This is a genomic window from Arthrobacter sp. 01T414 (assembly GCF_056398965.1).
On the sequence record NZ_JBFTQK010000006.1, the window covers coordinates 89,168 to 110,746 of the forward strand.

General features: G+C 68.2%; 20 protein-coding genes and 1 riboswitch. Of the genes, 9 read left to right on the forward strand and 11 right to left on the reverse strand.

The window, feature by feature from the left end:
* Positions 1–52: 52 nt before the first annotated feature.
* Together AC1DK9_RS13955 and AC1DK9_RS13960 are read right to left on the reverse strand one after the other, a co-directional pair.
* Positions 53–871 (reverse strand): M23 family metallopeptidase, encoded by an 819-nt coding sequence (locus tag AC1DK9_RS13955; RefSeq protein WP_476916301.1) that lies wholly within the window; start codon positions 869–871, stop codon positions 53–55.
* A gap of 4 nt (positions 872–875) precedes the next feature.
* Positions 876–1,117: riboswitch (cyclic di-AMP (ydaO/yuaA leader) on the reverse strand.
* Positions 1,118–1,238: 121 nt separating this feature from the next.
* Positions 1,239–1,931 carry an iron-dependent transcriptional repressor DtxR gene (locus AC1DK9_RS13960; RefSeq protein ID WP_476863376.1) on the reverse strand — a complete coding sequence of 231 codons (693 nt, stop codon included), beginning with the start codon at positions 1,929–1,931 and terminating at the stop codon, positions 1,239–1,241.
* 348 nt (positions 1,932–2,279) lie between these two features.
* Between AC1DK9_RS13960 and serC the strand changes: the two genes are divergently transcribed.
* On the forward strand, positions 2,280–3,410 hold the full coding sequence (gene serC / locus AC1DK9_RS13965) for a phosphoserine transaminase (RefSeq protein WP_476916302.1): 1,131 nt from the start codon (positions 2,280–2,282) through the stop codon (positions 3,408–3,410).
* 20 nt (positions 3,411–3,430) lie between these two features.
* On the opposite strand, the gene AC1DK9_RS13970 is transcribed toward serC, so the two are convergent.
* From AC1DK9_RS13970 to AC1DK9_RS13980, 3 genes are read right to left on the reverse strand one after another with little or no spacing between them, the layout of a single operon-like run.
* Positions 3,431–4,774 carry an MFS transporter gene (locus AC1DK9_RS13970; RefSeq protein ID WP_476863378.1) on the reverse strand — a complete coding sequence of 448 codons (1,344 nt, stop codon included), beginning with the start codon at positions 4,772–4,774 and terminating at the stop codon, positions 3,431–3,433.
* Between the two features lie 42 nt (positions 4,775–4,816).
* A complete protein-coding gene (locus AC1DK9_RS13975; RefSeq protein WP_476863379.1) occupies positions 4,817–5,368 on the reverse strand; it encodes a DUF3027 domain-containing protein in 552 nt (183 codons plus the stop codon).
* A gap of 9 nt (positions 5,369–5,377) precedes the next feature.
* Positions 5,378–5,761: a cold shock domain-containing protein gene (locus tag AC1DK9_RS13980; RefSeq protein ID WP_175322024.1), complete on the reverse strand. Its 384-nt coding sequence runs from the start codon at positions 5,759–5,761 to the stop codon at positions 5,378–5,380.
* A gap of 177 nt (positions 5,762–5,938) precedes the next feature.
* Here AC1DK9_RS13980 and AC1DK9_RS13985 point away from each other — a divergent pair, with 177 nt between their 5' ends.
* The 6 genes from AC1DK9_RS13985 to AC1DK9_RS14010 all read left to right on the forward strand — a co-directional run bounded on the left by AC1DK9_RS13985 (position 5,939) and on the right by AC1DK9_RS14010 (position 13,246).
* Positions 5,939–6,172, forward strand: a complete 234-nt coding sequence (locus AC1DK9_RS13985) for a hypothetical protein (protein ID WP_476863380.1) — start codon at positions 5,939–5,941, stop codon at positions 6,170–6,172.
* A gap of 10 nt (positions 6,173–6,182) precedes the next feature.
* Positions 6,183–8,678 (forward strand): helicase-associated domain-containing protein, encoded by a 2,496-nt coding sequence (locus tag AC1DK9_RS13990; protein ID WP_476916303.1) that lies wholly within the window; start codon positions 6,183–6,185, stop codon positions 8,676–8,678.
* Positions 8,675–10,321, forward strand: coding sequence for a DNA repair helicase XPB (locus tag AC1DK9_RS13995; protein WP_476863382.1), 1,647 nt, complete (start codon positions 8,675–8,677; stop codon positions 10,319–10,321). Before AC1DK9_RS13990 ends, AC1DK9_RS13995 begins: the two co-directional genes overlap by 4 nt.
* Positions 10,322–10,388: 67 nt before the next feature.
* Positions 10,389–11,099, forward strand: coding sequence for a response regulator transcription factor (locus AC1DK9_RS14000; protein WP_476863405.1), 711 nt, complete (start codon positions 10,389–10,391; stop codon positions 11,097–11,099).
* 2 nt (positions 11,100–11,101) lie between these two features.
* Entirely contained in the window at positions 11,102–12,784 is a 1,683-nt protein-coding gene (locus AC1DK9_RS14005; protein ID WP_476916304.1) for a sensor histidine kinase, read from the forward strand.
* A 174-nt stretch (positions 12,785–12,958) separates the two neighbouring features.
* The gene (locus AC1DK9_RS14010; RefSeq protein WP_476916305.1) at positions 12,959–13,246 is read left to right on the forward strand and encodes a WXG100 family type VII secretion target; all 288 of its coding nucleotides are present in this window, start codon (positions 12,959–12,961) and stop codon (positions 13,244–13,246) included.
* Between the two features lie 32 nt (positions 13,247–13,278).
* On the opposite strand, the gene AC1DK9_RS14015 is transcribed toward AC1DK9_RS14010, so the two are convergent.
* The 6 genes from AC1DK9_RS14015 to AC1DK9_RS14040 all read right to left on the reverse strand — a co-directional run bounded on the left by AC1DK9_RS14015 (position 13,279) and on the right by AC1DK9_RS14040 (position 19,782).
* Complete coding sequence (locus AC1DK9_RS14015; protein ID WP_476916306.1) at positions 13,279–14,316, reverse strand: RNase H family protein; 1,038 nt, start codon at positions 14,314–14,316, stop codon at positions 13,279–13,281.
* A 756-nt stretch (positions 14,317–15,072) separates the two neighbouring features.
* Complete coding sequence (gene groL, locus AC1DK9_RS14020; protein WP_476916307.1) at positions 15,073–16,710, reverse strand: chaperonin GroEL; 1,638 nt, start codon at positions 16,708–16,710, stop codon at positions 15,073–15,075.
* 297 nt (positions 16,711–17,007) lie between these two features.
* The gene (locus AC1DK9_RS14025) at positions 17,008–18,186 is read right to left on the reverse strand and encodes an ABC transporter substrate-binding protein (RefSeq protein ID WP_476916308.1); all 1,179 of its coding nucleotides are present in this window, start codon (positions 18,184–18,186) and stop codon (positions 17,008–17,010) included.
* 140 nt (positions 18,187–18,326) lie between these two features.
* A complete protein-coding gene (locus tag AC1DK9_RS14030; protein ID WP_175322015.1) occupies positions 18,327–18,530 on the reverse strand; it encodes a cold-shock protein in 204 nt (67 codons plus the stop codon).
* A 187-nt stretch (positions 18,531–18,717) separates the two neighbouring features.
* Positions 18,718–19,365, reverse strand: coding sequence for a LytR C-terminal domain-containing protein (locus AC1DK9_RS14035; protein ID WP_476916309.1), 648 nt, complete (start codon positions 19,363–19,365; stop codon positions 18,718–18,720).
* Between the two features lie 93 nt (positions 19,366–19,458).
* Positions 19,459–19,782 carry a DUF3263 domain-containing protein gene (locus AC1DK9_RS14040; RefSeq protein ID WP_476916310.1) on the reverse strand — a complete coding sequence of 108 codons (324 nt, stop codon included), beginning with the start codon at positions 19,780–19,782 and terminating at the stop codon, positions 19,459–19,461.
* A gap of 187 nt (positions 19,783–19,969) precedes the next feature.
* Between AC1DK9_RS14040 and AC1DK9_RS14045 the strand changes: the two genes are divergently transcribed.
* The gene (locus AC1DK9_RS14045) at positions 19,970–20,674 is read left to right on the forward strand and encodes a uracil-DNA glycosylase (protein WP_476916408.1); all 705 of its coding nucleotides are present in this window, start codon (positions 19,970–19,972) and stop codon (positions 20,672–20,674) included.
* A gap of 26 nt (positions 20,675–20,700) precedes the next feature.
* Positions 20,701–21,540: a siderophore-interacting protein gene (locus AC1DK9_RS14050; RefSeq protein WP_476916311.1), complete on the forward strand. Its 840-nt coding sequence runs from the start codon at positions 20,701–20,703 to the stop codon at positions 21,538–21,540.
* The last annotated feature ends 39 nt before the right edge of the window (positions 21,541–21,579 follow it).

The following is a 21,579-nucleotide window of genomic DNA, read 5'->3' on the forward strand; positions in this document are numbered from 1 at the left end:
TCACATTCAGATCACGGCGTGTCACAGAAATGCGAGCTGTCCCTCGGCTTGGCTAAAGCCAGCCGAGCGGGTCAACAACTTCTCCATTGACCATCACCTCGAAGTGGAGGTGGCAACCGGTGGAGGCGCCGGTGGTCCCGCTCATCGCCACCACATCACCACGGGAGACCTGCTGGCCCACGTGGACATCGGACGACGACAAGTGGTTATACGTGGTCTCCAGGCCGTTGCCATGGTCGATCACGACCCGGTTGCCGCCCCCATAGGGGTGCCAGCCGGAGAAAGTTACGGTGCCGCTCGCAGCGGCATGCACGGGGGTGCCGCACTGGGCTGCGTAATCCTGCCCGCGGTGGAATTCCCCGAGGGCTCCCGTGATGGGACTGACCCGGTAGCCGAAAGGCGAGGCAGTGACCATGACGTCCAAGGGAGCCCCAAGGCTGCCCGCGGATGCCGCCCGGGTGATGCTGCCGACGGACTGGGCGCTCAGCAGCTGCTTGAGCTTGCTGTCCGGGTCACCCTTCGTGGTGACGGCCGTGCGGTTGAAATTGATTTCGGCAGCCGGGGCTTTGACCTCGGGCTGCGCCGCCGCGGAAACGGAACCGGACCGGGCGGGGTCTGAGGCCATTACCGGGCCGGTGGCAGGGACCGTCACTGTGAGGACCAGACCCGTGGCAGCCAAGGCTATGCCGGCCTTCTGCCCGACGCCGCTGACGGCGGCGAAGTCTGTCACCTGACGGAGCGGGCTGCGCCGGCCGCGGCGCTCATCGCGGCGCGCGTCACGCGGGCGCTCGTCAAGGAAGACGGCGGCCGGGCGCGGCTCCGGAGCGGGACCGGTCGCACGACGGCGGCCCCTGACGGTCTGGGTGGTCAAGAAGGGTTCCTCTCTGGATAGCCTGCGAAGTTAGCTGTCGGATTCGGGTCAGAGAGATCAAAGACCCGGTCCGCCGGTGCAGGCATCCAGGCACAGGGGCATCCAAGGATGCTCCCGATTGAGTTTGCCTGCCGCTAGCGGACTTCACCCCAAGGCTGCTGAATTAGGCAGCCGGTTGTGGTTCCCCCGCCTCTGCCAGAAGGTGAATCGCCTACTGATCCGCTGGCAGAGCTCGGCTTCGGATCAGATAACGCTTTAGTATCAGTGCTAGTCATCAACTATAGGGGATTAAGGCAGACGGTGATAATTCCGTGATCTCCCTTGTGGACAACTCCCCGGCTATTTCGGGGCAAGATGCGACGCCAGGTTACCCGAGGGTAACGAAGACGTGCGCGGCAACCTCGGGCGGCAGTTCGAGTGCCCCTTCAATGTCCGGCACCCGGACCGAAATGTACTCGCCCACGCGCTCCAGCGACACCCTGGCGCCGGGGCGGATTCCGCCCTCGTCCAGCTGGAGCAGCAGCTCCGGCTCAACCTGGATCGGCTCGGCCAAGCGGTTGACGGTGATCCGGGAATCCGCGCCGTACCCGGCCATCGCCTCCAGCAGGTTGACCACCCCGCCGCGTTCCGGCGTCGGGAGTCCGCCCAGTTCGGCGAGTCCGGGGATCGGGTTCCCGTAGGGGGAAACGGTCGGATGGTCCAGCATTTCGAAGATGCGGCGCTCGACCCGTTCGCTCATCACATGCTCCCAGCGGCACGCTTCCTCGTGGACGTAGGCCCAATCCAGTCCGATCACGTCGGCGAGCAGCCGCTCGGCCAGGCGGTGCTTGCGCATGACTTCGATGGCACGCTTGCGGCCCGTGTCGGTCAGTTCGAGGTGCCGGTCCCCGGAAACAACCACGAGGCCGTCCCGTTCCATCCGCCCGACGGTCTGGGAGACGGTGGGGCCGGAGTGGCGGAGGCGTTCGGCAATTCGGGCGCGGAGGGCGACGATGTTCTCTTCTTCAAGTTCCAGGATGGTCCGAAGATACATCTCAGTGGTATCGATCAGATCCGTCATTCAGCTCAGCTCCTCGAGCGCCGTCCTTGCGTCATTCCCACCGTACAGCGTGCGGGATGCGCCCCGGCGAGATCCGCCGTACGTCACCGCATAGCCTAGCCTATTTTGAATTTGTCCGAATAATCTGCCGGCCTTCGGGCTGACCCGTGCGGGCTGCCGCCCGCACCTTTGGCGGGCTCCCGCAGGGCACCCGCCGGACTCCCCCACCGGCGTCTCAATGACCGGACTGTGACGGCCGCAGTTCCCGCCCGGATGGCGCCGTCGGGCAGAATAAATAGCGGGTCCCGGCCACGCCCGGCAGGGCCCGTCCGAGCCACGCCACGCACCCAGCCGAAAATTGGAGCCACTGTGAGCGACACCAGCATCACTATCCCTGCGAACCTCCTGCCGAAGGACGGGCGGTTTGGCGCCGGCCCGTCGAAGGTCCGGCCCGAGCAGATGGCGGCCCTGTCCGCAGCGTCGGCGACGCTGCTGGGAACCTCGCACCGCCAGGCCCCGGTCAAGAACCTCGTGGGGTCGGTCCGTACCGGCCTCAGCGACTTCTTCCGCGCCCCCGACGGCTACGAGGTCATCCTCGGCGTCGGCGGTTCCACGGCGTTCTGGGACATCGCCAGCTTCGGCCTGGTGGAGAACAAAGCGCAGCACCTCTCCTTCGGCGAGTTCGGCTCCAAGTTCGCCGCCGCCACCAACAAGGCCCCGTTCCTAGCCGAGTCCTCGATCATCAAGTCCGAGCCGGGCACCCGTCCCGCGGCTCAAGCCGAGGCGGGCGTCGACGTGTACGCCTGGCCGCAGAACGAGACTTCCACCGGTGTCGCCGCACCGGTCCAGCGCGTGGCAGGGGCCGATGCAGGCTCCCTCGTCCTGGTGGACGCCACCTCCGCGGCCGGCGGCCTGGACGTGGACGTCACCGAAGCCGACGTCTACTACTTTGCCCCGCAGAAGAACTTCGCCTCCGACGGCGGCCTGTGGCTGGGGCTGTTCTCTCCGGCAGCCTTGGAGCGCGCCGCCCGGATCAAGGCCAGCGGCCGCTGGATTCCGGACTTCCTGGACCTCCAGACCGCGATCGACAACTCGCGCCTGAACCAGACCTACAACACCCCGGCGCTGGCGACCCTCGTAACGCTGGATGCGCAGGTGCAGTGGCTCAACGCCAACGGCGGCCTCGACTTCGCCGCCGCACGCACCGCCGATTCAGCCGGACGCATCTACCGCTGGGCCGAGGCCTCCGAGTACGCCACACCGTTCGTGGCCCGGGCCGAGGACCGGTCCAACGTGATCGCGACCATCGACTTCGACGAGTCAATTGACGCCTCGGCCATCGCCAAGGTCCTGCGCGCCAACGGCATCGTGGACACCGAGCCTTACCGGAAGCTGGGACGGAACCAGCTGCGGATCGCCACCTTCGTGGCGATTGATCCGGACGACGTCTCCGCACTGCTCGAGTGCATCGACTTCGTGGTGGGCGAACTCAAAAAGTAGGGCCGCCCCTCGCGAAAGCTTTAGCCGTCGACGGCGCCGTTCGGGTTTTCCGCCCGGGCGGCGCCGTCCGGCTTCCCGTCCCTAACCGCGCCGGTTGCCGCACCGCCCGGGACAACCCGGAAATAACGCAGCCCCCGCGCACGCCGGTTGAAGGCGATCCGCAGCTGCTTTGCCCGGATGATCCAGACCATGCCGATCACGGCCGCGATAAGCCCGGACGCCGCCGCCACGCCCATCGACCAGCGGGCGCCGGCTACGTTGGCCACCCACCCGACCAATGGCGCGCCGATGGGGGTGCCGCCCATGAAGATCGCCATGTACAGGGCCATCACCCTGCCGCGCATCACAGGGTCCGTGGTGGTCTGGACGTAGCCGTTGGCGCTGGTCATCATGGTGATCGCGAACAGGCCGACCGGCACCAGCGCGACGCCGAACCAGAAGTAATCCGGGGCCAGGGCGGCGAGGCCGGAGGTCAGCCCGAAGGCGCCGGCCGCGCCGAAGATCACCCGCATCCGCGGCTTGTTCCGTCCGGCGGAGAGCAGTGCGCCGGCAACCGAACCAATCGCCATGATCGAGTTCATCAGGCCGAAGGCGCCGGCGTCGAGGCCGAATTCCGTGCCGACCATGGCGGCGATGAAGAGGACGAAGTTCAGCCCCAGGGTGCCCACGATGAAGACGGCCACCAGCACCACCACGATGTCCGGCCGGAAGCGGACGTAGCGCAGTCCCTCGCGGATCCTGCCCTTGCCGGCGGGGGCCTTGGGCAGCTGCCGGAGCGAAGCGGCCGGGATCCTGGCCAGGCTCAGGAGCAGCGCCACGAAGGTGAGCGTGTTAATCAGGAAGACCCAGCCGGGCCCGATGGCCACGGTCAGCAGGCCCGCGACGGCGGGTCCGATCATCCGTGCGACATTGAAGGAGGCACTGTTGAGGGCGACGGCGTTGGGCAGGTAGTCGTCGCGCACCAGCTCGGAAACGAAGGTCTGGCGTACCGGCGCGTCCACGGCGGACACGACGCCCAGCAGCAGCGCGAAGACGTAGACGTGCCAGAGCTGCGCCGCTCCGGACAGGACCAGGGCGCCGAGCGCCGCGCTCAGCAGGGCCATGGAGGACTGGGTCATCACCAGCAGTTGCCTGCGGTTGAAGCGGTCGGCAACCAGCCCGGCGACGGGTGCGAGGAAAAGCTGCGGGCCCAGCTGCAGGGCCATGGTGATGCCCATCGCGCCGGCGTCCTGGTCGCTCAGGTGGTCAAAGACGAGCCAGTCCTGCGCGGTGCGCTGCATCCAGGTTCCGATATTGGAGATCAGGGCCCCAATGAACCAGATGCGGTAGTTCAGGATGTGCAGCGATTTGAAGGTGGACCTCATGTCCCGACCTTCCACTGCATGCTCCCGAACGGCGCCAAACCGTTAGTCGGCCTCGACGGCGGACTCGCCCTGGACCGTACCGTCGGCGTCGGCGGGCTCTGCCTGCGTGTCCGCGGAACCTGCCCCGGCTGGCTCATGCGCCGGGGCCCCGGCAGCGGGAGTTTCGGCGGCGTCGTCCTGTTGCGCGTCCTCGGGCCGAACCCGTTCGGCCCACGGCACCCATTCCGGGGCCAGGATGGAGTCCTCGGAGGGCAGCAGCCCCAGCTCATCGACTGTCACGGTCTTGGAGCGCGAGTTCCGCGTCAGCACCGCGTACCACTGCCAGCCGCCGTAGCCGGGCAGCTTGGACTCGAAGAGGTGCGTAACCAGGCGGTCGCCTTCACTCTTGGCGCCCAGATGGCGGCCAATCTGTTCTGCCGGCGCGATCCCTTCCACAGCCGAGCGCGCGACGTCGACGGACGCGGCCAGGAAAGCATCGGGCTTGCCGACGCGCCAGACCGGCACGCCGTAGCGGGGCTTGGATCCTGCTTTGGCGCCGACGGCCTTGGCGGCCGCACCGGCCGCCGGGGCGTTCTGTTCAGGTTCCGGAGTCATCGCAGGGCCTTACGCGTCCAGCTCGTCGGCGACCTTACGCAGCGCGACGGCGATCGCCTTGGCCTTGTTGCCTTCCGGGTACTTGCCCGCGGACAGCGTTCCGGAGAGGTTGTCCAGCACGCTGACGAGGTCCTGCACCAGCGGCGCGAGGTCCTTCGCGCTGGGCCGCTTGGCCTTGGCTATCGAAGGGGTCTTGTCCAGCACCCGCAGGCCCAGGGCCTGGGCTCCCTTGCGGCCGTCGGCCACGCCGAACTCCACCCGGGTTCCGGCCTTCAGCTCCGTGACACCCTCGGGCAGCGCCGACTTAGGCAGGAAGACTTCCTGGCCGTCTTCGCCTGCGAGGAATCCGAAGCCTTTTTCCTTGTCATACCACTTGACCTTGCCGGTGGGCACGTAATCAACCTTCTTCGTTCTGCGGGGACGCGGCCGGCGGTCACCGCATCCGCATGGATATGCGGGTTCAGGGTGTGACTGCCCGGACCGTGTTGGTCTGTTCCTCTAAGGTTATCCTGCCTTGGCTACTTTGACGGCTTGAGGCGCGGGCGAAGCCGGGCTGTTAGCGTTGGCTCCATGACTGCACAGCGCTTCCGGCGGCCCCTCTTGATTCTTGCTGCCGCCGTTGCCGCACTCTCGCTGGCGGCTGTCGGAGCCGTCATGGCCATGGCCTTCAACAACGTGGTGGCACCGGCCTGGATCACGTCCACCGCGCTCTACGGGCTGCCGGTGGCGTTCCTGCTCATGGTCGCCCTGGTGGTTGACGCCGTCGTCGCCCGACGCCGGACGCCCGGGCACGGCGAAAGGTAACGTTGGACTGATGTCCCTCATCCGCGCGCTCAGCAAGGAACTGCAGGCACGCAGCGACGACTCGTTGCGGGCCCTGTTCTCCGCGCGGCCGGACCTGATGACCCCCTCGGTGCCGGATTTCTCCGCCCTCGCCGCCCGGGCCAGCGGCCGGGTCAGCGTGCAGCGGGCACTGGAACGCTTGAACCGTCCGCAGATGCAGGTGCTCGAAACCCTGCACCTGTGCACCAACACGGACACCGGGCACAGCGCGTCCGCCGCAACGCTCAAGCGGCTGATCAACGGCTCCACCGTCGCGGCACTCGATCGGCTGCTCCACTCCCTGCAGGAACTGGCGCTCGTACACCGGGCCGAACCCCCGCACGGCGTGGGCCAGGCCGCGAGCCGGCAGCGCCACTACCTTCCGGTCGGCAGCCTCAAGGACGTCATCGGCATCTACCCCGCCGGCCTGGGGCGCAGCTACACCGAGCTCGTCCGGCTCCAGCCCGCCTTCGCGCAGCGCGTGGTGCAACTTGTCGGCGAACTGCACCGCACCGGCGCCGACATCTCCCCCGCCAGCACCCCGATGGAGGCCGCGCTGTCCCTGCAGCACTGGACCGCGTCGCCGGAGGCCCTGCAGGAGCTCCTCGCCACCGCCCCGGACCGCACCGCGGCGCTGCTCGCGCGTTTCGGAAACTGGGCCATGGGCGCAGTGCCCCAGGCTCAGCGCCGCGCCTCCGTGCTGAACGAAGGCTCCGACGTCGGGCCCGTCGACTGGCTGCTGGCCCGAGGGCTGCTGGTGCCCCTGGACGCAGCCCATGTGGAGCTCCCGCACAGCGTGGGCGTGGCGCTCCGCGGCGGATTCGTCATCGAGCACTTCGCGCTCAGTCCGCCGGTACCGCAGCTGGGGCACACCAGCGCATCGCTGCGCCGCAACGCCGCGCTGGGCGCCATTGCCGAAACGCTGCGGCTGACCGGCGAACTGCTGTACGCCGTGCGCGAGCAGCCGCTCGCCACCTTGCGCAGCGGCGGCGTGGGCATCCGGGAAATGAAACGCCTCGCGGACGCCCTGCGGATCGACGTGCATGAGGCCGGCGTCCTCGCCGAACTGTGCGCCCTCTCCGGGCTGCTCCGCCTGGACGTGGACAGCTCCGTCTGGACCCAGGCACCGCAGCTGGAATGGTTGACCCTGCCCCGGCAGGAGCAGTGGCTGTGGCTGGTCAACGCCTGGCTTGCCAGCGAACGGATCCCGTCCCTGGTCGGGCAGCCGGTCAGCGGGGTCGCCACCGCGCAGGCGCACCGCGGCCCCGCGGGCAGCAGCGTCAATGCCCTCTCCGCGGAGGCAGAGCGGCCGGACGCCCCTGTGGTCCGGAAACGGATCCTGGAAATCCTCAACGAGCTCACCGAGGAGGCCGCCGCGGCCGACGGAGAAGCGCCCGTGCTGGACGCCGGCGCCGTGCTGGAACGGGCAGAATGGTCGCAGCCGCGGATGGCGCGCCGGTTCAGTTCGCTCATTCAGGGCGTTCTCGCCGAAGCCGAGATGCTGGGCCTGATCGGATCCGGCGCCCTTAGCCAAATCGGTGCGGCGATCGCCGTCGAGCAGCCGGACGAAGCCCTGACCATCCTCGGCGAGCACCTGCCTGCGGCGCTGAACCACGTGCTGCTCCAGGCGGACCTGACCGCCGTCGCCCCCGGCTACCTGGACCCGGAGTTAAGCGAGAAACTCCTGACAATGGCGGACGCGGAAGGCCAGGGGCCGGCCACGATCTACCGTTTTTCGGTCGCCTCGGTCCGGCGCGCCCTGGACAGCGGGCAGGACGCCGGCGCGCTGCTGGACTTCCTGCGCGAGCACTCGGCCACCGCCGTCCCCCAGCCGCTGGAGTACCTCATTGAAGACACCGCCGCCCGCCATGCCCGGCTCCGGGTGGGCACGGCCGCGAGCTTCATCCAGAGCGAGGACGAGACAGCCCTGCTGGAACTGCTCAACAACCCCGCGGCGTCCGGGCTGGGCCTGGTCCGGATCGCGCCGACCGTGCTGATCTCGCACGCCGCGCCCCGGGAAGCCGCCGCGCTGCTGCGCGGGCTCGGCCTCTCCCCCGCGGTGGAGGAATCCGGTTCCGCCGCCATCCGGCTCCGCCGCAACACCGCCGTACCGGGCAGCGTCCGGCCGGTCTACACCGCGCCGCGCACCGCGCCCGCCGACGCCGACGTCGACGCCCAGCTCGCGGTGCTGCGCGACGGCGGTTCCTCCGCCCACGCCGCCCCCGGCGGACACGGAACAGCCGCGGAGGCCGCCGGCGAGACGGCGACACAGCTCGGCCTGGAGACCCTGCAGAAGGCCATCCGGCTCAAGCAGCGGGTGGTGATGAACATCGTGGACGGGCTGGGGAATGCCACCCGCGAAACCGTTGTTCCGGTAGCAGTGAATGGCGGTCGTGTGCGCGTGTTCGATCCGGCCAAGGAAACCGAACGGGTTCTGTCCATCCACCGGATCATTGATGTTGAAGGCACAGAGGAACTGCTCCAGTGAATGACGGACCGCTGATCGTCCAGAGTGACAAGACCATCCTGCTTGAGGTGGACCACGAACAGGCCACCGAGGCGCGTCATGCCATCGCGGCGTTCGCCGAGTTGGAGCGCGCTCCGGAGCATGTCCATAGCTACCGCCTCACGCCGCTGGGACTGTGGAACGCCCGGGCGGCCGGGCTGGACGCCGAACAAGTCCTGGACACACTGCTCAAGTACTCCCGGTTCCCGGTCCCGCATTCGCTGCTGATCGACATCGAAGAGACTATGTCCCGCTACGGCCGGCTTCGGCTGGAGAAAGATCCGCAGCACGGCCTCGTGATGCGTACGTCCGACTATCCGGTCCTCGAGGAAGTCAGCCGCGCGAAGAAGATCGCCCCGCTGCTGGGGCCGCGCATCGATGGCGAGACCGTAGTGGTGCATTCCTCCCAGCGCGGCCAGCTCAAGCAGCTGCTGCTCAAGATCGGCTGGCCCGCGGAGGACTTCGCCGGCTACGTGGACGGCACGCCGCACCCCATCATGCTCAACGAGTCCGGCTGGAAACTCCGGCCCTACCAGCAGCTGGCGACGGAGAACTTCTGGGCCGGCGGCAGCGGCGTCGTCGTGCTCCCCTGCGGGGCCGGCAAAACCCTGGTGGGTGCCGCCGCGATGGCCACCAGTTCCACCACCACGCTGATCCTGGTAACCAACACGGTCTCCGCGCGGCAGTGGAAGGACGAGCTGCTCAAGCGGACCTCCCTCACCGAGGAGGAAATCGGCGAATACTCCGGCTCCGTCAAGGAGGTCCGCCCGGTCACGATCGCCACCTACCAGGTGCTCACCACCAAGCGCGGCGGACTGTACCCGCACCTGGAACTGGTGGACGGCAACGACTGGGGCCTCATCATCTACGACGAGGTGCACTTGCTGCCGGCGCCGATCTTCCGGATGACCGCGGACCTGCAGGCGCGCCGCCGCCTCGGGCTGACCGCCACCCTGGTCCGCGAGGACGGCCGGGAAGGCGAGGTGTTCAGCCTGATCGGACCCAAACGCTATGACGCCCCGTGGAAGGACATCGAGGCGCAGGGCTACATCGCGCCGGCCGACTGCGTGGAGGTCCGGATCGACCTGCCCCGGGACGAACGGGTGGCCTACGCGATGGCCGAGGACGCGGACAAGTACCGGCTCTGCGCCACGTCCGAGACCAAGACCGGGATCGTGGAGCGGCTCGTGGCCGAACATGCCGGCGAGCAGCTGCTCGTGATCGGGCAGTACATCGACCAGCTGGACGAGATCGGCGAGCGCCTCCAGGCACCCGTGATCAAGGGCGACACCTCGGTCAAGGAGCGCCAGCGGCTCTTCGACGCGTTCCGCGCCGGTGAAGTCCAGACCCTCGTCGTGTCCAAGGTCGCCAACTTCTCCATCGATCTGCCGGAGGCCTCGGTGGCAATCCAGGTTTCCGGTTCCTTCGGCTCACGCCAGGAGGAGGCCCAGCGGCTGGGACGGCTGCTGCGGCCCAAGCAGGACGGCCGCGCCGCGCGCTTCTACTCGCTCGTGGCGAGGGACACCCTGGACCAGGACTTCGCGGCCAAGCGGCAGCGCTTCCTGGCCGAGCAGGGCTACGCGTACCGGATCATGGACGCCAAGGACGTCGGCGCCGGCAACTAGCGGACGCCCATCCAACACCCATCCGCCTTCCAGAAAACTCACAGAGTCTGGGAGCATCATGGGAACCATGAAAAAGAACGGTCCCGAAGCCAAGCTGCTCGTCGTCGATGATGAACCCAACATCCGCGAGCTGCTTTCTACCTCGCTGCGCTTCGCAGGGTTCGAGGTCGTCTCCGCCGGCACCGGCCGCGATGCCCTGGCCGCCGCCGAACTCCACTCCCCGGACCTCGCCGTCCTCGACGTGATGCTGCCGGACATGGACGGGTTCACCGTCACCCGCCGGCTGCGCGCGGCGGGCAAGCACTTCCCCGTGCTGTTCCTGACCGCCAAGGACGACACCGAGGACAAGGTCACCGGCCTCACCGTCGGCGGCGACGACTACGTCACCAAACCGTTCAGCCTCGACGAGGTGGTGGCCCGCATCCGCGCCGTGCTGCGCCGCACCCAGCCGCTGCAGGACGACGACGCCGTCATCCGCGTCGACGACCTGGAGCTCGACGACGACGCCCACGAGGTGCGCCGCGGCGGCACGGTGATCGAGCTCTCCCCCACCGAGTTCAAGCTGCTGCGCTACCTCATGCTCAACCCGAACCGGGTGCTTTCCAAGGCGCAGATCCTGGACCACGTCTGGGAGTATGACTTCAACGGGGACGCGTCGATTGTGGAGTCCTATATCTCCTACCTCCGCCGCAAGGTGGACATCGACCCCACGGCGCCGGCCCTGATCCAGACGAAGCGGGGCGTCGGCTACGTGCTGCGGACGGCTGAGAAGCGCTGACCTTGTTGCACCGATGGAAGGCGGCATCGCTGCGGTCGCAGCTGGTCGCCATCATGATGGCCCTGATGCTCGTGGCCCTCACCGCCACGGGCGCCGGCACGCTGGCCCTGCTGCACAGTTACCTGCAGGGCCAGGTCGATGACAAGCTCAAGGCCGCCGTCGGCTCGGCCCGCCAGCAGCAATCCTTCAGCCAGCTGCAGGACCAGAACCCGAACGTGCCCACCGACTACTCGCTGATGCTGTTCAGCCCCGGCCAGTCCGCGTACGTCTTCGGCGGCAGCAAGGGATCGCGCCCTGCCATCAGCAGCATCTCGCCCCAGGAAGCCCACGACCGCGGCGAAGTTCCGTTCCAGGTCCGCGGTACCGACGGCCGGAACTGGCGGGTGGTCGCCGTCAATGTCCTCGACGGGAACCAGCGCGCCGCCGTCGTCGTGATCGGGCTGTCCCTGTACCCGGTGGACTCGGTGATGGAGCACGCCGTCCTCGTGGTGGTCGGCGTGGGGCTGCTGACGCTGGTGCTGGCCTTCTTCATCGCGACTTGGACCGTCACCCGGTCCTTCCGTCCCTTGGCGCGGGTGGAAAAGACCGCTGCTGCGATCGCCGCGGGCGACCTCTCGCGGCGTGTAGAAGTTGAGAATCCCGACACCGAGGTGGGCCGGCTGAGCCGATCCCTCAACGCCATGCTGGCGCACATCGAGTCGGCCTTTGCCGCCCGGATGGCCTCCGAGGAAAGGATGCGCCGCTTCGCCGCCGACGCGTCGCACGAGCTTCGCACCCCGCTCGTCACCATCCGCGGTTTCTCGGAGCTCTACCGGCACGGCGCCCTGGCCACGCCCGAGGACGTTGCCACCGCCATGGGCCGGATCGAGAGCGAGGCCAAGCGGATGGGGGCAATGGTGGAGGACCTGCTGCTGCTGGCCCGGATCGACGAGCAGCGGCCCTTGCAGCAGAAGCCGGTGGACCTGCTGCTGCTGGCCCATGACGCCGTTGTTGATACTCAGGCGAGCGACCGCGGCCGGGTGATCTCGCTTCGGGGCCTCGACGGCGGTACGGGCGCCACGGCTCCGGTGATGGGCGACGAGGCGAAGCTGCGCCAGGTGGTGGGAAACCTGGTCGGCAACGCGCTGCGCTACACCCCCGACGGGACCCCCATCGAGCTCGCCGTGGGGGTACGGACCGACGACGACGGCACGCGCCGCTCCGTGATCGAGGTCCGGGACCACGGACCCGGCGTCCCCGAGGACGAGGCGGCCCGGATCTTTGAACGCTTTTACCGTGCGGACACCTCCCGGACCAGGGAGACCGGCGGCAGTGGCCTCGGACTGGCAATCGTGGCGGCCATCGTGGGCTCGCACTCGGGCTCGGTGCGGGTCGAGCCGACCGAAGGCGGCGGCGCCACCCTGGTGGTCAGCCTCCCGTTCCTGGCGGAATCGGAGCACCCCGAGGCGGAGGCAGCGGAAGCCGAGGTGCCTGCGGCGGAGGTGCCGACTGCGGAGACAACGGCGATGGAATTGCCGGCAGTGGGGGTGCCGGGCCACCGGACCGGCACCGGGGCCGCTACCGAGCCGGGGCCGGTCACCGGACCGGAACTCGGAAACGACCCAGGAGTTGATGCTGGGGATGGCCCCAGAGGTGGCCTTGGAGATGGCCCGGGGAACGGAACAACCGGCACGGTGCGCGGCTAGCGTTTTCCACATAGCCAACCTGCCCGCTGGGGCGTCCGCTTGGGCCTACCTAGGCTGAAAGCGTCCGGAAGATCCGGTCACCCCCACCCGGGCAGCCGGGGATCCTGGATCCTGGTCCCCCCGCCACAACGTCGGGAAACCCGGCTGCCTGCCGCACCCTCGAAAGGCCCTCCCGTGAGCATCATTTCCGTCGATACCGAACTGCTCCAGCTCAAGTCCGCCAACGTCCAGGCCACGGTCGAAAGGATCAGCGCCGACGTGCAGGCCATGAGACACGGGCTGGACGAGCTGCAGGCAAGCTGGCGCGGATCGGCCGCGAGCAATTTCCAGGCCCTGCTCGCAGAGTGGACCCTGACCCAGGGCAAGGTCGAGGCGTCCCTCGCCTCGATCAACCTCGCGCTCAAATCCGCCGCCGCCAGCTACGCCCAGGCGGAACTGAGCAACACCCAGCGCTTCAGCTAGGGCCAGAAACTGCCCGCAGCCGTGTGCGCCGCCTAGGCCTCAGCGGTGCCCTGGTGGAAACGGAGCCGCCATTGGACTCCATCCAGGACCCACAAGGAGCTGCGCAACGCCGTCCCGCTGCGGGTGTGGCTACGGTAGGTGAGCAGCACGGCGTCCGCGCTGAGGCGGTCGGCGGCCAGGAGCTCCAGCTCGGCGGGCACGCCGGGGTCATCTTCGAGAGCCATCATCATCTCGTCGCGGGTCCAGAACCGACCCGAACTCCCGATCTCGGTGAAGTCGGGGTGAAGCAACACCCCTGTGCGGCCCAAGTCCGAGCGCGTCTCGGGGAGCAGCAGCTCCCGCTCCAGCGCCTCGACGATGGCCTCCGGGGTCCGCTCCGGTCCGCCTGCCGCAGCGCGAGATTCCTCCTCCAGCTCGCTGAAGAGGTCCGGCTCGGCGTAGAGGGAGGATTCGCCGAACAGCGTGGGCTCGGCGATCACTTGCTGCGTTCCCGTGTGAGCGTCTGCCGACTGTCCAGATGTTGCCCGGGCGCCGTTCATGGCCGCGGCCGAGGCGCCCTGCGCGGCGGGGGCGGCCTGCGCTTCGGGGGCGGCAGCGTCCCCCTCCCGGACGAATCCGGGACCCTGTCGAGCGGCGACGCCCTGCTGGTAGGCGGTGGCAGCGGCCCTGGCCCGGTCATCCGCTGCTTCGTTAAGGTCGTGGCCGGCGTGACCTCGAACCCATTCGAAGGTGTACTTGCGTCCGGTAAGCGCTTGGTCGATTTCCTTGAGCAGCTCGACGTTGAGCACAGGCTTGCCGTCGGACTTCCGCCAGCCCTTCCGCTTCCAGCCCGGCATCCACTTGGTCACCGAGTTGATGACGTACTGGCTGTCGCACAGAATGTGCAGGTCCTCGCCCGGAAGGTGCGCCGTGGCCCGGAAGAGGTCCAGGACGGCCATCAGCTCGCCCTGGTTGTTGGTCCCGTGCGGCCACCCGCCGGCACGCCAGCAGTCGTCGTTCACGTACCAGGCCCATCCGGCCGGACCGGGATTTCCTAAAGCCGAACCGTCGGCCGCTGCTGTAATCGTCACTGCACTATCCTGCCAGACCCCTGCCACCCAACGCTCCCTCAGATCCGGCGCCCAATCCCCCAACGCTCCCGCACCACCGGCGCCCAATCCCCCAACGCTCCCTCACATCCGGCGCCCAATCCCCCAACGCTCCCTCACATCCGGCGCCCAATCCCCCAACGCTCCCTCACATCCGGCGCCCAATCCCCCAACGCTCCCTCAGATCCGGCGCCTGCCTACCCAATGCTCCCGCACCACCGGCGCTCAATCCCCCAACGCTCCCTCAGCTCCGGCGCCCAATCCCCCAACGCTCCCTCAGCTCCGGCGCCCAATCCACCAACGCTCCATCAGCTCCGGCGCCTACCTATCCAAGGCTTCCCGCCCCCGGAGCTCGCCTGAGGGAGCGTGCGGCCAAACTCCGCCACAACTGAGGGAGCATCCGGCCAACCCCCACCACAACTGAGGGAGCGTCCAACCAAACCTCGCCACAACTGAGGGAGCGTCCAACCAAACCTCGCCACAACTGAGGGAGCGTCCGGCCAAACCCCGCCACAGCTGAGAGAGCGTCCAACCAACCCCCGCCACAACTGAGGGAGCGTCCGGCCAACCCCCGCACAACCTGAGGGAGCGTCCGGCCAAAAACCCCACAACCTGAGGGAGCGCCTCGGGGCTCGGTTAAACGCCGACGGCGGCCCCACCGCAAGGTGGGACCGCCGTCGTCGTTGTACCGGGGCCGGCAGCGGACTGCCGACCGGGGTGGGCCGGGTAGCCAGGGGGTTAGAAACCGCCCATGCCGCCCATGCCGCCCATTTCGTCGCCGCCGCCCATCGGGGCACCGGCCCTTTCGGGCTTGTCGGCCACAACGGCCTCGGTGGTGAGGAACAGACCGGCGATGGAAGCCGCGTTCTGCAGGGCAGAGCGGGTGACCTTGACCGGGTCGTTGATGCCGGCAGCGAGCAGGTCGACGTACTCGCCGCTTGCCGCGTTCAGGCCGTGGCCGGCGGGCAGGCCGCGGACCTTGTCGACCACAACGCCCGGCTCGAGGCCGGCGTTGAAGGCGATCTGCTTCAGCGGGGCGTCGATGGCTACGCGGACGATGTTCGCGCCGGTTGCCTCGTCACCTTCGAGCTGCAGGTTGGCAAACGCCTTGGCGCCGGCCTGAATCAGGGCCACGCCACCGCCGGCGACGATGCCCTCTTCGACAGCAGCCTTGGCGTTGCGGACGGCGTCCTCAATGCGGTGCTTGCGTTCCTTGAGCTCAACCTCGGTTGCGGCACCGGCCTTGATGACTGCAACGCCGCCGGCCAGCTTGGCCAGGCGTTCCTGCAGCTTCTCGCGGTCGTAGTCCGAATCGGAGTTCTCGATCTCGGCGCGGATCTGGGACACACGGCCGGCGATCTGGTCGGCGTCGCCGGCACCTTCGACGATGGTGGTCTCGTCCTTGGTGACAACGACCTTGCGTGCCTTGCCCAGCAGTTCGAGGCCGGCGGTCTCAAGCTTGAGGCCGACTTCCTCGGAGATGACCTGGCCACCGGTGAGGATGGCGATGTCGGCCAGCTGCGCCTTGCGGCGGTCGCCGAAGCCCGGAGCCTTGACGGCGACGGACTTGAAGGTGCCGCGGATCTTGTTGACGATCAGGGTGGCCAGAGCCTCGCCCTCGATGTCCTCGGCGATGATCAGCAGCGGCTTGTTGGACTGCATGACCTTTTCGAGGACTGCAACCAGTTCCTTGACGTTGGAGATCTTGGAGTTGACGATCAGGATGTACGGATCCTCGAGGACCGTTTCCTGGCGCTCGGCGTCGGTGACGAAGTAGGCCGAGATGTAGCCCTTGTCGAAACGCATGCCCTCGGTGAGCTCCAGCTCGAGGCCGAAGGTGTTCGACTCCTCGACGGTGATGACGCCTTCCTTGCCGACCTTGTCCAGGGCTTCAGCAATCAGTGCGCCAATTTCGTTGTCACCGGCGGAGATGGACGCGGTCGCGGCGATCTCTTCCTTGGTTTCGATTTCCTTGGCGGAGGCCAGGAGCTCGCGGGTGACCGCGTCGACGGCCTTTTCGATGCCGCGCTTGAGGGAGAGCGGGTCAGCGCCGGCCGCAACGTTGCGCAGGCCTTCCTTGACGAGGGCCTGGGCCAGCACGGTTGCCGTGGTGGTGCCGTCACCGGCGACGTCGTCAGTCTTCTTGGCAACTTCCTTGACCAGCTCGGCGCCGATCTTCTCGTAAGGGTCGTCCAGTTCGATCTCCTTGGCGATGGAAACACCATCGTTGGTGATCGTGGGGGCGCCCCACTTCTTTTCGAGGACGACGTTGCGTCCACGCGGGCCGAGGGTGACCTTGACGGCGTCGGCGAGGATGTTCAGGCCCCGCTCAAGACCGCGGCGTGCCTCTTCATCAAATGCAATGATCTTGGCCATAACGGCAGTAGTCCTTTCGGGACAGTCGTTAAGAATGAACCTTGCGCTGCGGTGCCCGCGACGGACGATTCCTGCCCGGCAGCCTCTGTACGCCGCCGGGCCAGGGATCTCACCCCAGCCAGGTATTTCTCTCGCTCCCGCTCAGCCCGCCACCACAACGCAACCGGCCGAACCGGACGTCGTGTTAGCAGTCAATACGCGGGAGTGCTAACTCCATAATTAGCACTCCCCCGGGGAGAGTGCAAGCAGTGGTGACGCCGGGGTCGGCCACCGACGGGCGCTCTTCGCTACCAGCGATCAGGAGCCGGTGCTGCGGGCGGTTTCGCTGCCTGTCATCTCGGCGTTGTTGTCCGGCCCATAGGTATAGAGCATGTACGCGGCAGCGGTGACGTCGCCGTTGCCATCGAAGTTGATCGGACCCGAGGCGCCGTCGTAGTCAGGGCGTTTGCCGGCCCGGAGGGCGGTTACGCATTCCTGGTAGGACTTGCAGACCACTGCTTCCCCGGAATTACCGGCGGCATCGCTGCCTGACGTAGTTCCGCCCGAGACGGCAACCAGCTTTGAGGCGATGGAGGTCCCGGCGTCGTCCTCCGCGGCGGCTGCGGCGAGTGCGGCAAGGTTGACGGCGTCGTACGTCTCCGCGGCGAACGCCATGTCCTTCAGGCCAGGGTCCACGGCCACGAGTTCGGCCTGGAAGTGAGCGGAAGGGAATGTGCCGGGCAGGACCCCGCGGGCGCCGTCCAGGGCTTTGGAGCCGAGGCCGGCCCCGTACTGGTTGACCGCTCCGTCGCTGAGGATGAGCTTCTTTCCGGCCAGGCCCGCATTGTTGAGCTCGGCAATGGCGCCTTGGGCGCCGTCCCGGGCTACCAGCACGACCGCGTCCGGGGCGGCTGCTTTGGCGGCCGCTGCCGCCTGTTGCGCCTGGCCCGCCTTGAACTCGGCGTCGACCGCTGTGCCCAGGCCGGCGGCCTTTGCGGCGGCCGAGACTGCGACGGAGACGTCTTGGCCGTAGCTGCCTTCCTCGTGGACCACGGCCAGGGTCTTGGCGCCGCCGTCCTTGGCGAGCTTGACCAGGACCGAAGCCTGCGCGATGTCGGCGGCGGCGGTGCGGAAGTAGTAGCCGCCGCTCTTGTACTTGCTGAGCCCCGACGCGGTGTTCGCCGGGGAAATGACGGCGACCTTGGCGCCTGCGAGGACGTCGATGGCGGCCGCGGCGCGGCTTGAGTCGGTGGGCCCGATCACGACGTCGGCCTTGGCCGCCACCAGGTCTTTGGCCTGCGCCGCGGTGTCCGTGCCGACGGACTGCGGGAGCAGCTCCACCGGTTTGCCCTTGTGGCCGCCCGCCGCATTAATTTCCTTGACCGCCAGTTTTGCCGCCGCCAGCTGGGGCGCGTTAAGGAATGCCTGGCTTCCGGTGTTGTCTAGGATCAGGCCGATCCGCAATGTGCCGTCGCCGCTTGCTTCCGCTGTGTCCACCCGGGCATTGCCCGCGGGTCCGGCGCAGGCGCCCAACGCCACGGCTGCTGCTAACCCGGCCGCCGCGGCACGGCTGAACCGCCGGAACCGAAGCCGGCGGTCAGGGCTCGTCGGGGCAATGGCCACAGAGGAGACTGCCACTAGGCGGGCCGGACGCTTTCGGCCTGCGGGCCCTTTTCGCCTTCGCCGACTTCCAGCTCCACCCGCTGGCCCTCGGCCAGTGCGCGGTAGCCCTCGCCCGCGATCGCGGACCAGTGCACGAAAACGTCGGCCCCCGAGCTGTCGACGGTAATGAAGCCGTAGCCCTTCTCGGCGTTAAACCACTTGACGGTCCCCAATGCCATGTTCTCCACACTTTCTAGCTAGCTTGCCAACGGCCCACCCCGATGTGCGCCGCGGTATGCGAAACGGGTATGCGAAACGAAGTCCGCAGTCACTCTACCCACAGCCTTCCACCAGCGCCCGGACGGGGTCCCGGCCATGCCGGGAATAGTTATTCAGGCGTAACCGAAGCCGTCGGCCGGCCCGGCGCTACTGGAAACCGGGGCCTAGGACGACGACCAGCGGCATTTGGAAGTCCGCCGAATCCACCAGAGTGCCAATTCCGAGGAGCGAGCCCAGCGCTTCGGCGTTCGCCTTCTGCGCCGGGCCGTTGTAGAAGACCACGGAGGTCTGCTGGGGGGCGCCGCCCCAGTTGCCGACCGGGCCCTGGACCCATCCAGCGCCGGTGAGCCTTGATCCGACGCGGCCGGCCAGGCCCGCCGTCGTCGTTCCGTTGTAGACCGCCACCGGCTGCGTCTTGTCAATCTTCTTGTCCCCTGCCTGGTCCGCGGCGGCGCTCGGCGTGGCGGAGGGGGACGGCGTGGAGCCCGCCGGGGCGAGGCTGCCGATCGGCCGGCTGCTGGGGGACGGCTTTGAGCCGTCGCCGGAGGAAGCTGCCTGCGACGCCGCGGCGTTGCTGCTGGCCTGGTCGGCGGACATGGCCGAGCCGCCGGCCGGACCAAAGCCCAGTTTCGGGAGCAGGAGGAACGCGACGAGGCCTACGGCGAGGGCTGCGCCTCCCGAGGCGAGGATGGGACCCAGGCGGCGGGCACCGGGTGCCGCGACTGTCCGGTGGACACCTTGGCGCGTGGAGGCCTCCGGGACCCGATCAAATTCATCCCGAGCGTATTTGGTCATGGTAAAACGACGTCCTTGCTGATTTCTGGCTGATGGCCCGACGCCGGAATCCGCGCGGATTTCCGCGCCTCCGGCCGGGCTACACGCGCTTTCTTACGCGTCCGAGCCCAAACGGCGTGCAGTGCGGGCACGTTGTCGTGACGTACGTAGTCTACGCAATCTCTTGACCAGCATGGGATCGTGGGCCAGAGCCGCCTCGGTGTCGATCAGCGCGTTGAGGATCTGGTAGTAATGCGTTGCGGAGAGGTCAAAGAGCTCCCGGATGGCTTGTTCCTTGGCGCCGGCGTACTTCCACCACTGCCGTTCCAAGGCAAGCATCTGCTGCTCGCGGCTGCTCAACGGCGAGTCCTCGGAGACTGCCGTAAGCGCGGCGTCGGCGCCATCCGCGGGCAGGTACTCGGGTGCTGCTTCGGCCACTGCACACTCCCTGGCTCGTTCCGATAGGTCTCCCCCACATGTTACGGCCGAATAACAGGCTTGTCATTTGGCGGGCCCGGGCAGCATCCCGGGTCCCTGCGAGAATGAAGCCGTGCCTGATTCATTTAATTCCGATGCGCTCTTCGAACTGGACCCCGCCGCCGGCGAAGCGGTGGACCTCGCGGCAATGGCGCGCCTTCCCTTGCACGAACTCGTGGCACCGGACTGGGCCGAGGCGCTGGCGCCGGTCGAGGAACAGCTGCGCTCGGTCCTGGAGTTCCTCGCCGCGGAGACCTCCGGCGGGCACGAGGTGCTGCCGGCGCCGTCGAACATCCTGCGGGCCTTCCGGCAACCGCTCTCCGACGTCCGCGTTCTGATAGTGGGCCAGGATCCCTATCCCACGCCCGGCCACGCCGTCGGCCTGTCCTTCGCGGTGGACGGCGGCACCCGGCCGCTCCCCCGCAGCCTCGCCAATATCTACAAGGAGCTCGACGCCGACCTCGGGCTGCCGGCACGCGTACACGGTGACCTCAGCCGCTGGGCGAAGCAGGGGGTACTGTTGCTCAACCGCGTCCTCAGCGTCCGGGCCGGAGCTGCCGGTTCACACCGGAACAAGGGTTGGGAAGCCGTGACGGCGGCCGCGATCCGGGCCGTCGCGGAGCGGCAGGACGCCCACGGCGGCCCGGTCCCGCTCGTGGTGGTCCTCTGGGGCAAGGACGCGGAAGGCGTGCGGCCGCTGCTTGGCTCGTCCGCCGTGATCGCCAGCGCCCACCCGAGCCCGCTGTCGGCCTCGCGCGGATTCTTTGGCTCGCGCCCGTTCAGCCGCACCAACGAGCTGCTCGCCGCACAAGGCGACGGGACGGTGGACTGGGAACTGCCGCCGCTGCCCTGACCGGCTTCTTGGCTAGGCTTAGCACCATGACATCTGTCCCCGCTGCCACCTCGGCGAACCGGAACTCCCGGCCCCAGACCAACCTCACCGTCCTGCGCCGGGAACAGCTCTCGCCGCACATGGTCCGCATCGTCGCCGGCGGCCCCGGTTTCGCCGCCTACGTCAACAATGATTACGTGGACCGGTACGTCAAGATCGCGTTCCCGCAGCCGGGCATTGATTATCCGCAACCGCTGGACTTGTGGGCCATCCGGGAGTCGCACCCGCGTGAGCAGTGGCCGCACACCCGGACCTACACCGTCCGCTGGGTCGACGAGGCGGCGGCCGAACTGGCGATCGACTTCGTCATCCACGGAGACGAGGGCCTGGCCGGTCCCTGGGCCGCCTCCGCTCAGGCCGGAGACAGCCTCGTCTTCACCGGACCAGGCGGAGGCTACAACCCCGATCCGACGGCGGACTGGCACCTCTTCGCCGGCGACGAGTCCGCCTTGCCTGCCATCAGCGCCGCCATCGGGTCCCTCCCCCGGGACGCCCGCGGGCTCGCCTTCCTGGAGGTGGACAGCGACGCCGACGTCCTGGCGATCGACGCCCCCGCAGGACTGGAACTGCGCTGGCTGCTGCGCCGCGGTGCCCCGGCCGGGAGCGGTACCCTGCTGGTCGATGCGGTGCGTGACGCCGAGTGGCCGGAGGGCAAGGTGCACGTCTTCGCGCACGGGGAACGCGGCTACATGAAGGGCCTGCGCCCGGTGTTCTTCGCCGACCGCGGCCTGGAGCGCTCCCAGGTCTCCCTTTCCGGGTACTGGGCCAGCGGCCGGGTGGAAGATGATTTCCAGGCCGAAAAGAAGCTGCCGATCGGCAAGATCTAGTCCGCCCAGGCCACTGACTCTCCGGAGCCCCCGCGGTGC

What these genes read in the sequence shown, in the direction of transcription:
- AC1DK9_RS13960 (WP_476863376.1), bottom strand. Translation starts at nt 1,931, where the DNA reads ATGACGGATCTGATCGATACCACTGAGATGTATCTTCGGACCATCCTG.
- AC1DK9_RS13990 (WP_476916303.1), top strand. Translation starts at nt 6,183, where the DNA reads ATGTCCCTCATCCGCGCGCTCAGCAAGGAACTGCAGGCACGCAGCGAC.
- AC1DK9_RS14030 (WP_175322015.1), bottom strand. Translation starts at nt 18,530, where the DNA reads ATGGCATTGGGGACCGTCAAGTGGTTTAACGCCGAGAAGGGCTACGGC.
- AC1DK9_RS13985 (WP_476863380.1), top strand. Translation starts at nt 5,939, where the DNA reads ATGACTGCACAGCGCTTCCGGCGGCCCCTCTTGATTCTTGCTGCCGCC.
- AC1DK9_RS14045 (WP_476916408.1), top strand. Translation starts at nt 19,970, where the DNA reads ATGGCGCGCCTTCCCTTGCACGAACTCGTGGCACCGGACTGGGCCGAG.
- AC1DK9_RS14035 (WP_476916309.1), bottom strand. Translation starts at nt 19,365, where the DNA reads ATGACCAAATACGCTCGGGATGAATTTGATCGGGTCCCGGAGGCCTCC.
- AC1DK9_RS13970 (WP_476863378.1), bottom strand. Translation starts at nt 4,774, where the DNA reads ATGAGGTCCACCTTCAAATCGCTGCACATCCTGAACTACCGCATCTGG.
- AC1DK9_RS14000 (WP_476863405.1), top strand. Translation starts at nt 10,389, where the DNA reads ATGAAAAAGAACGGTCCCGAAGCCAAGCTGCTCGTCGTCGATGATGAA.
- groL (WP_476916307.1), bottom strand. Translation starts at nt 16,710, where the DNA reads ATGGCCAAGATCATTGCATTTGATGAAGAGGCACGCCGCGGTCTTGAG.
- AC1DK9_RS13975 (WP_476863379.1), bottom strand. Translation starts at nt 5,368, where the DNA reads ATGACTCCGGAACCTGAACAGAACGCCCCGGCGGCCGGTGCGGCCGCC.
- AC1DK9_RS14050 (WP_476916311.1), top strand. Translation starts at nt 20,701, where the DNA reads ATGACATCTGTCCCCGCTGCCACCTCGGCGAACCGGAACTCCCGGCCC.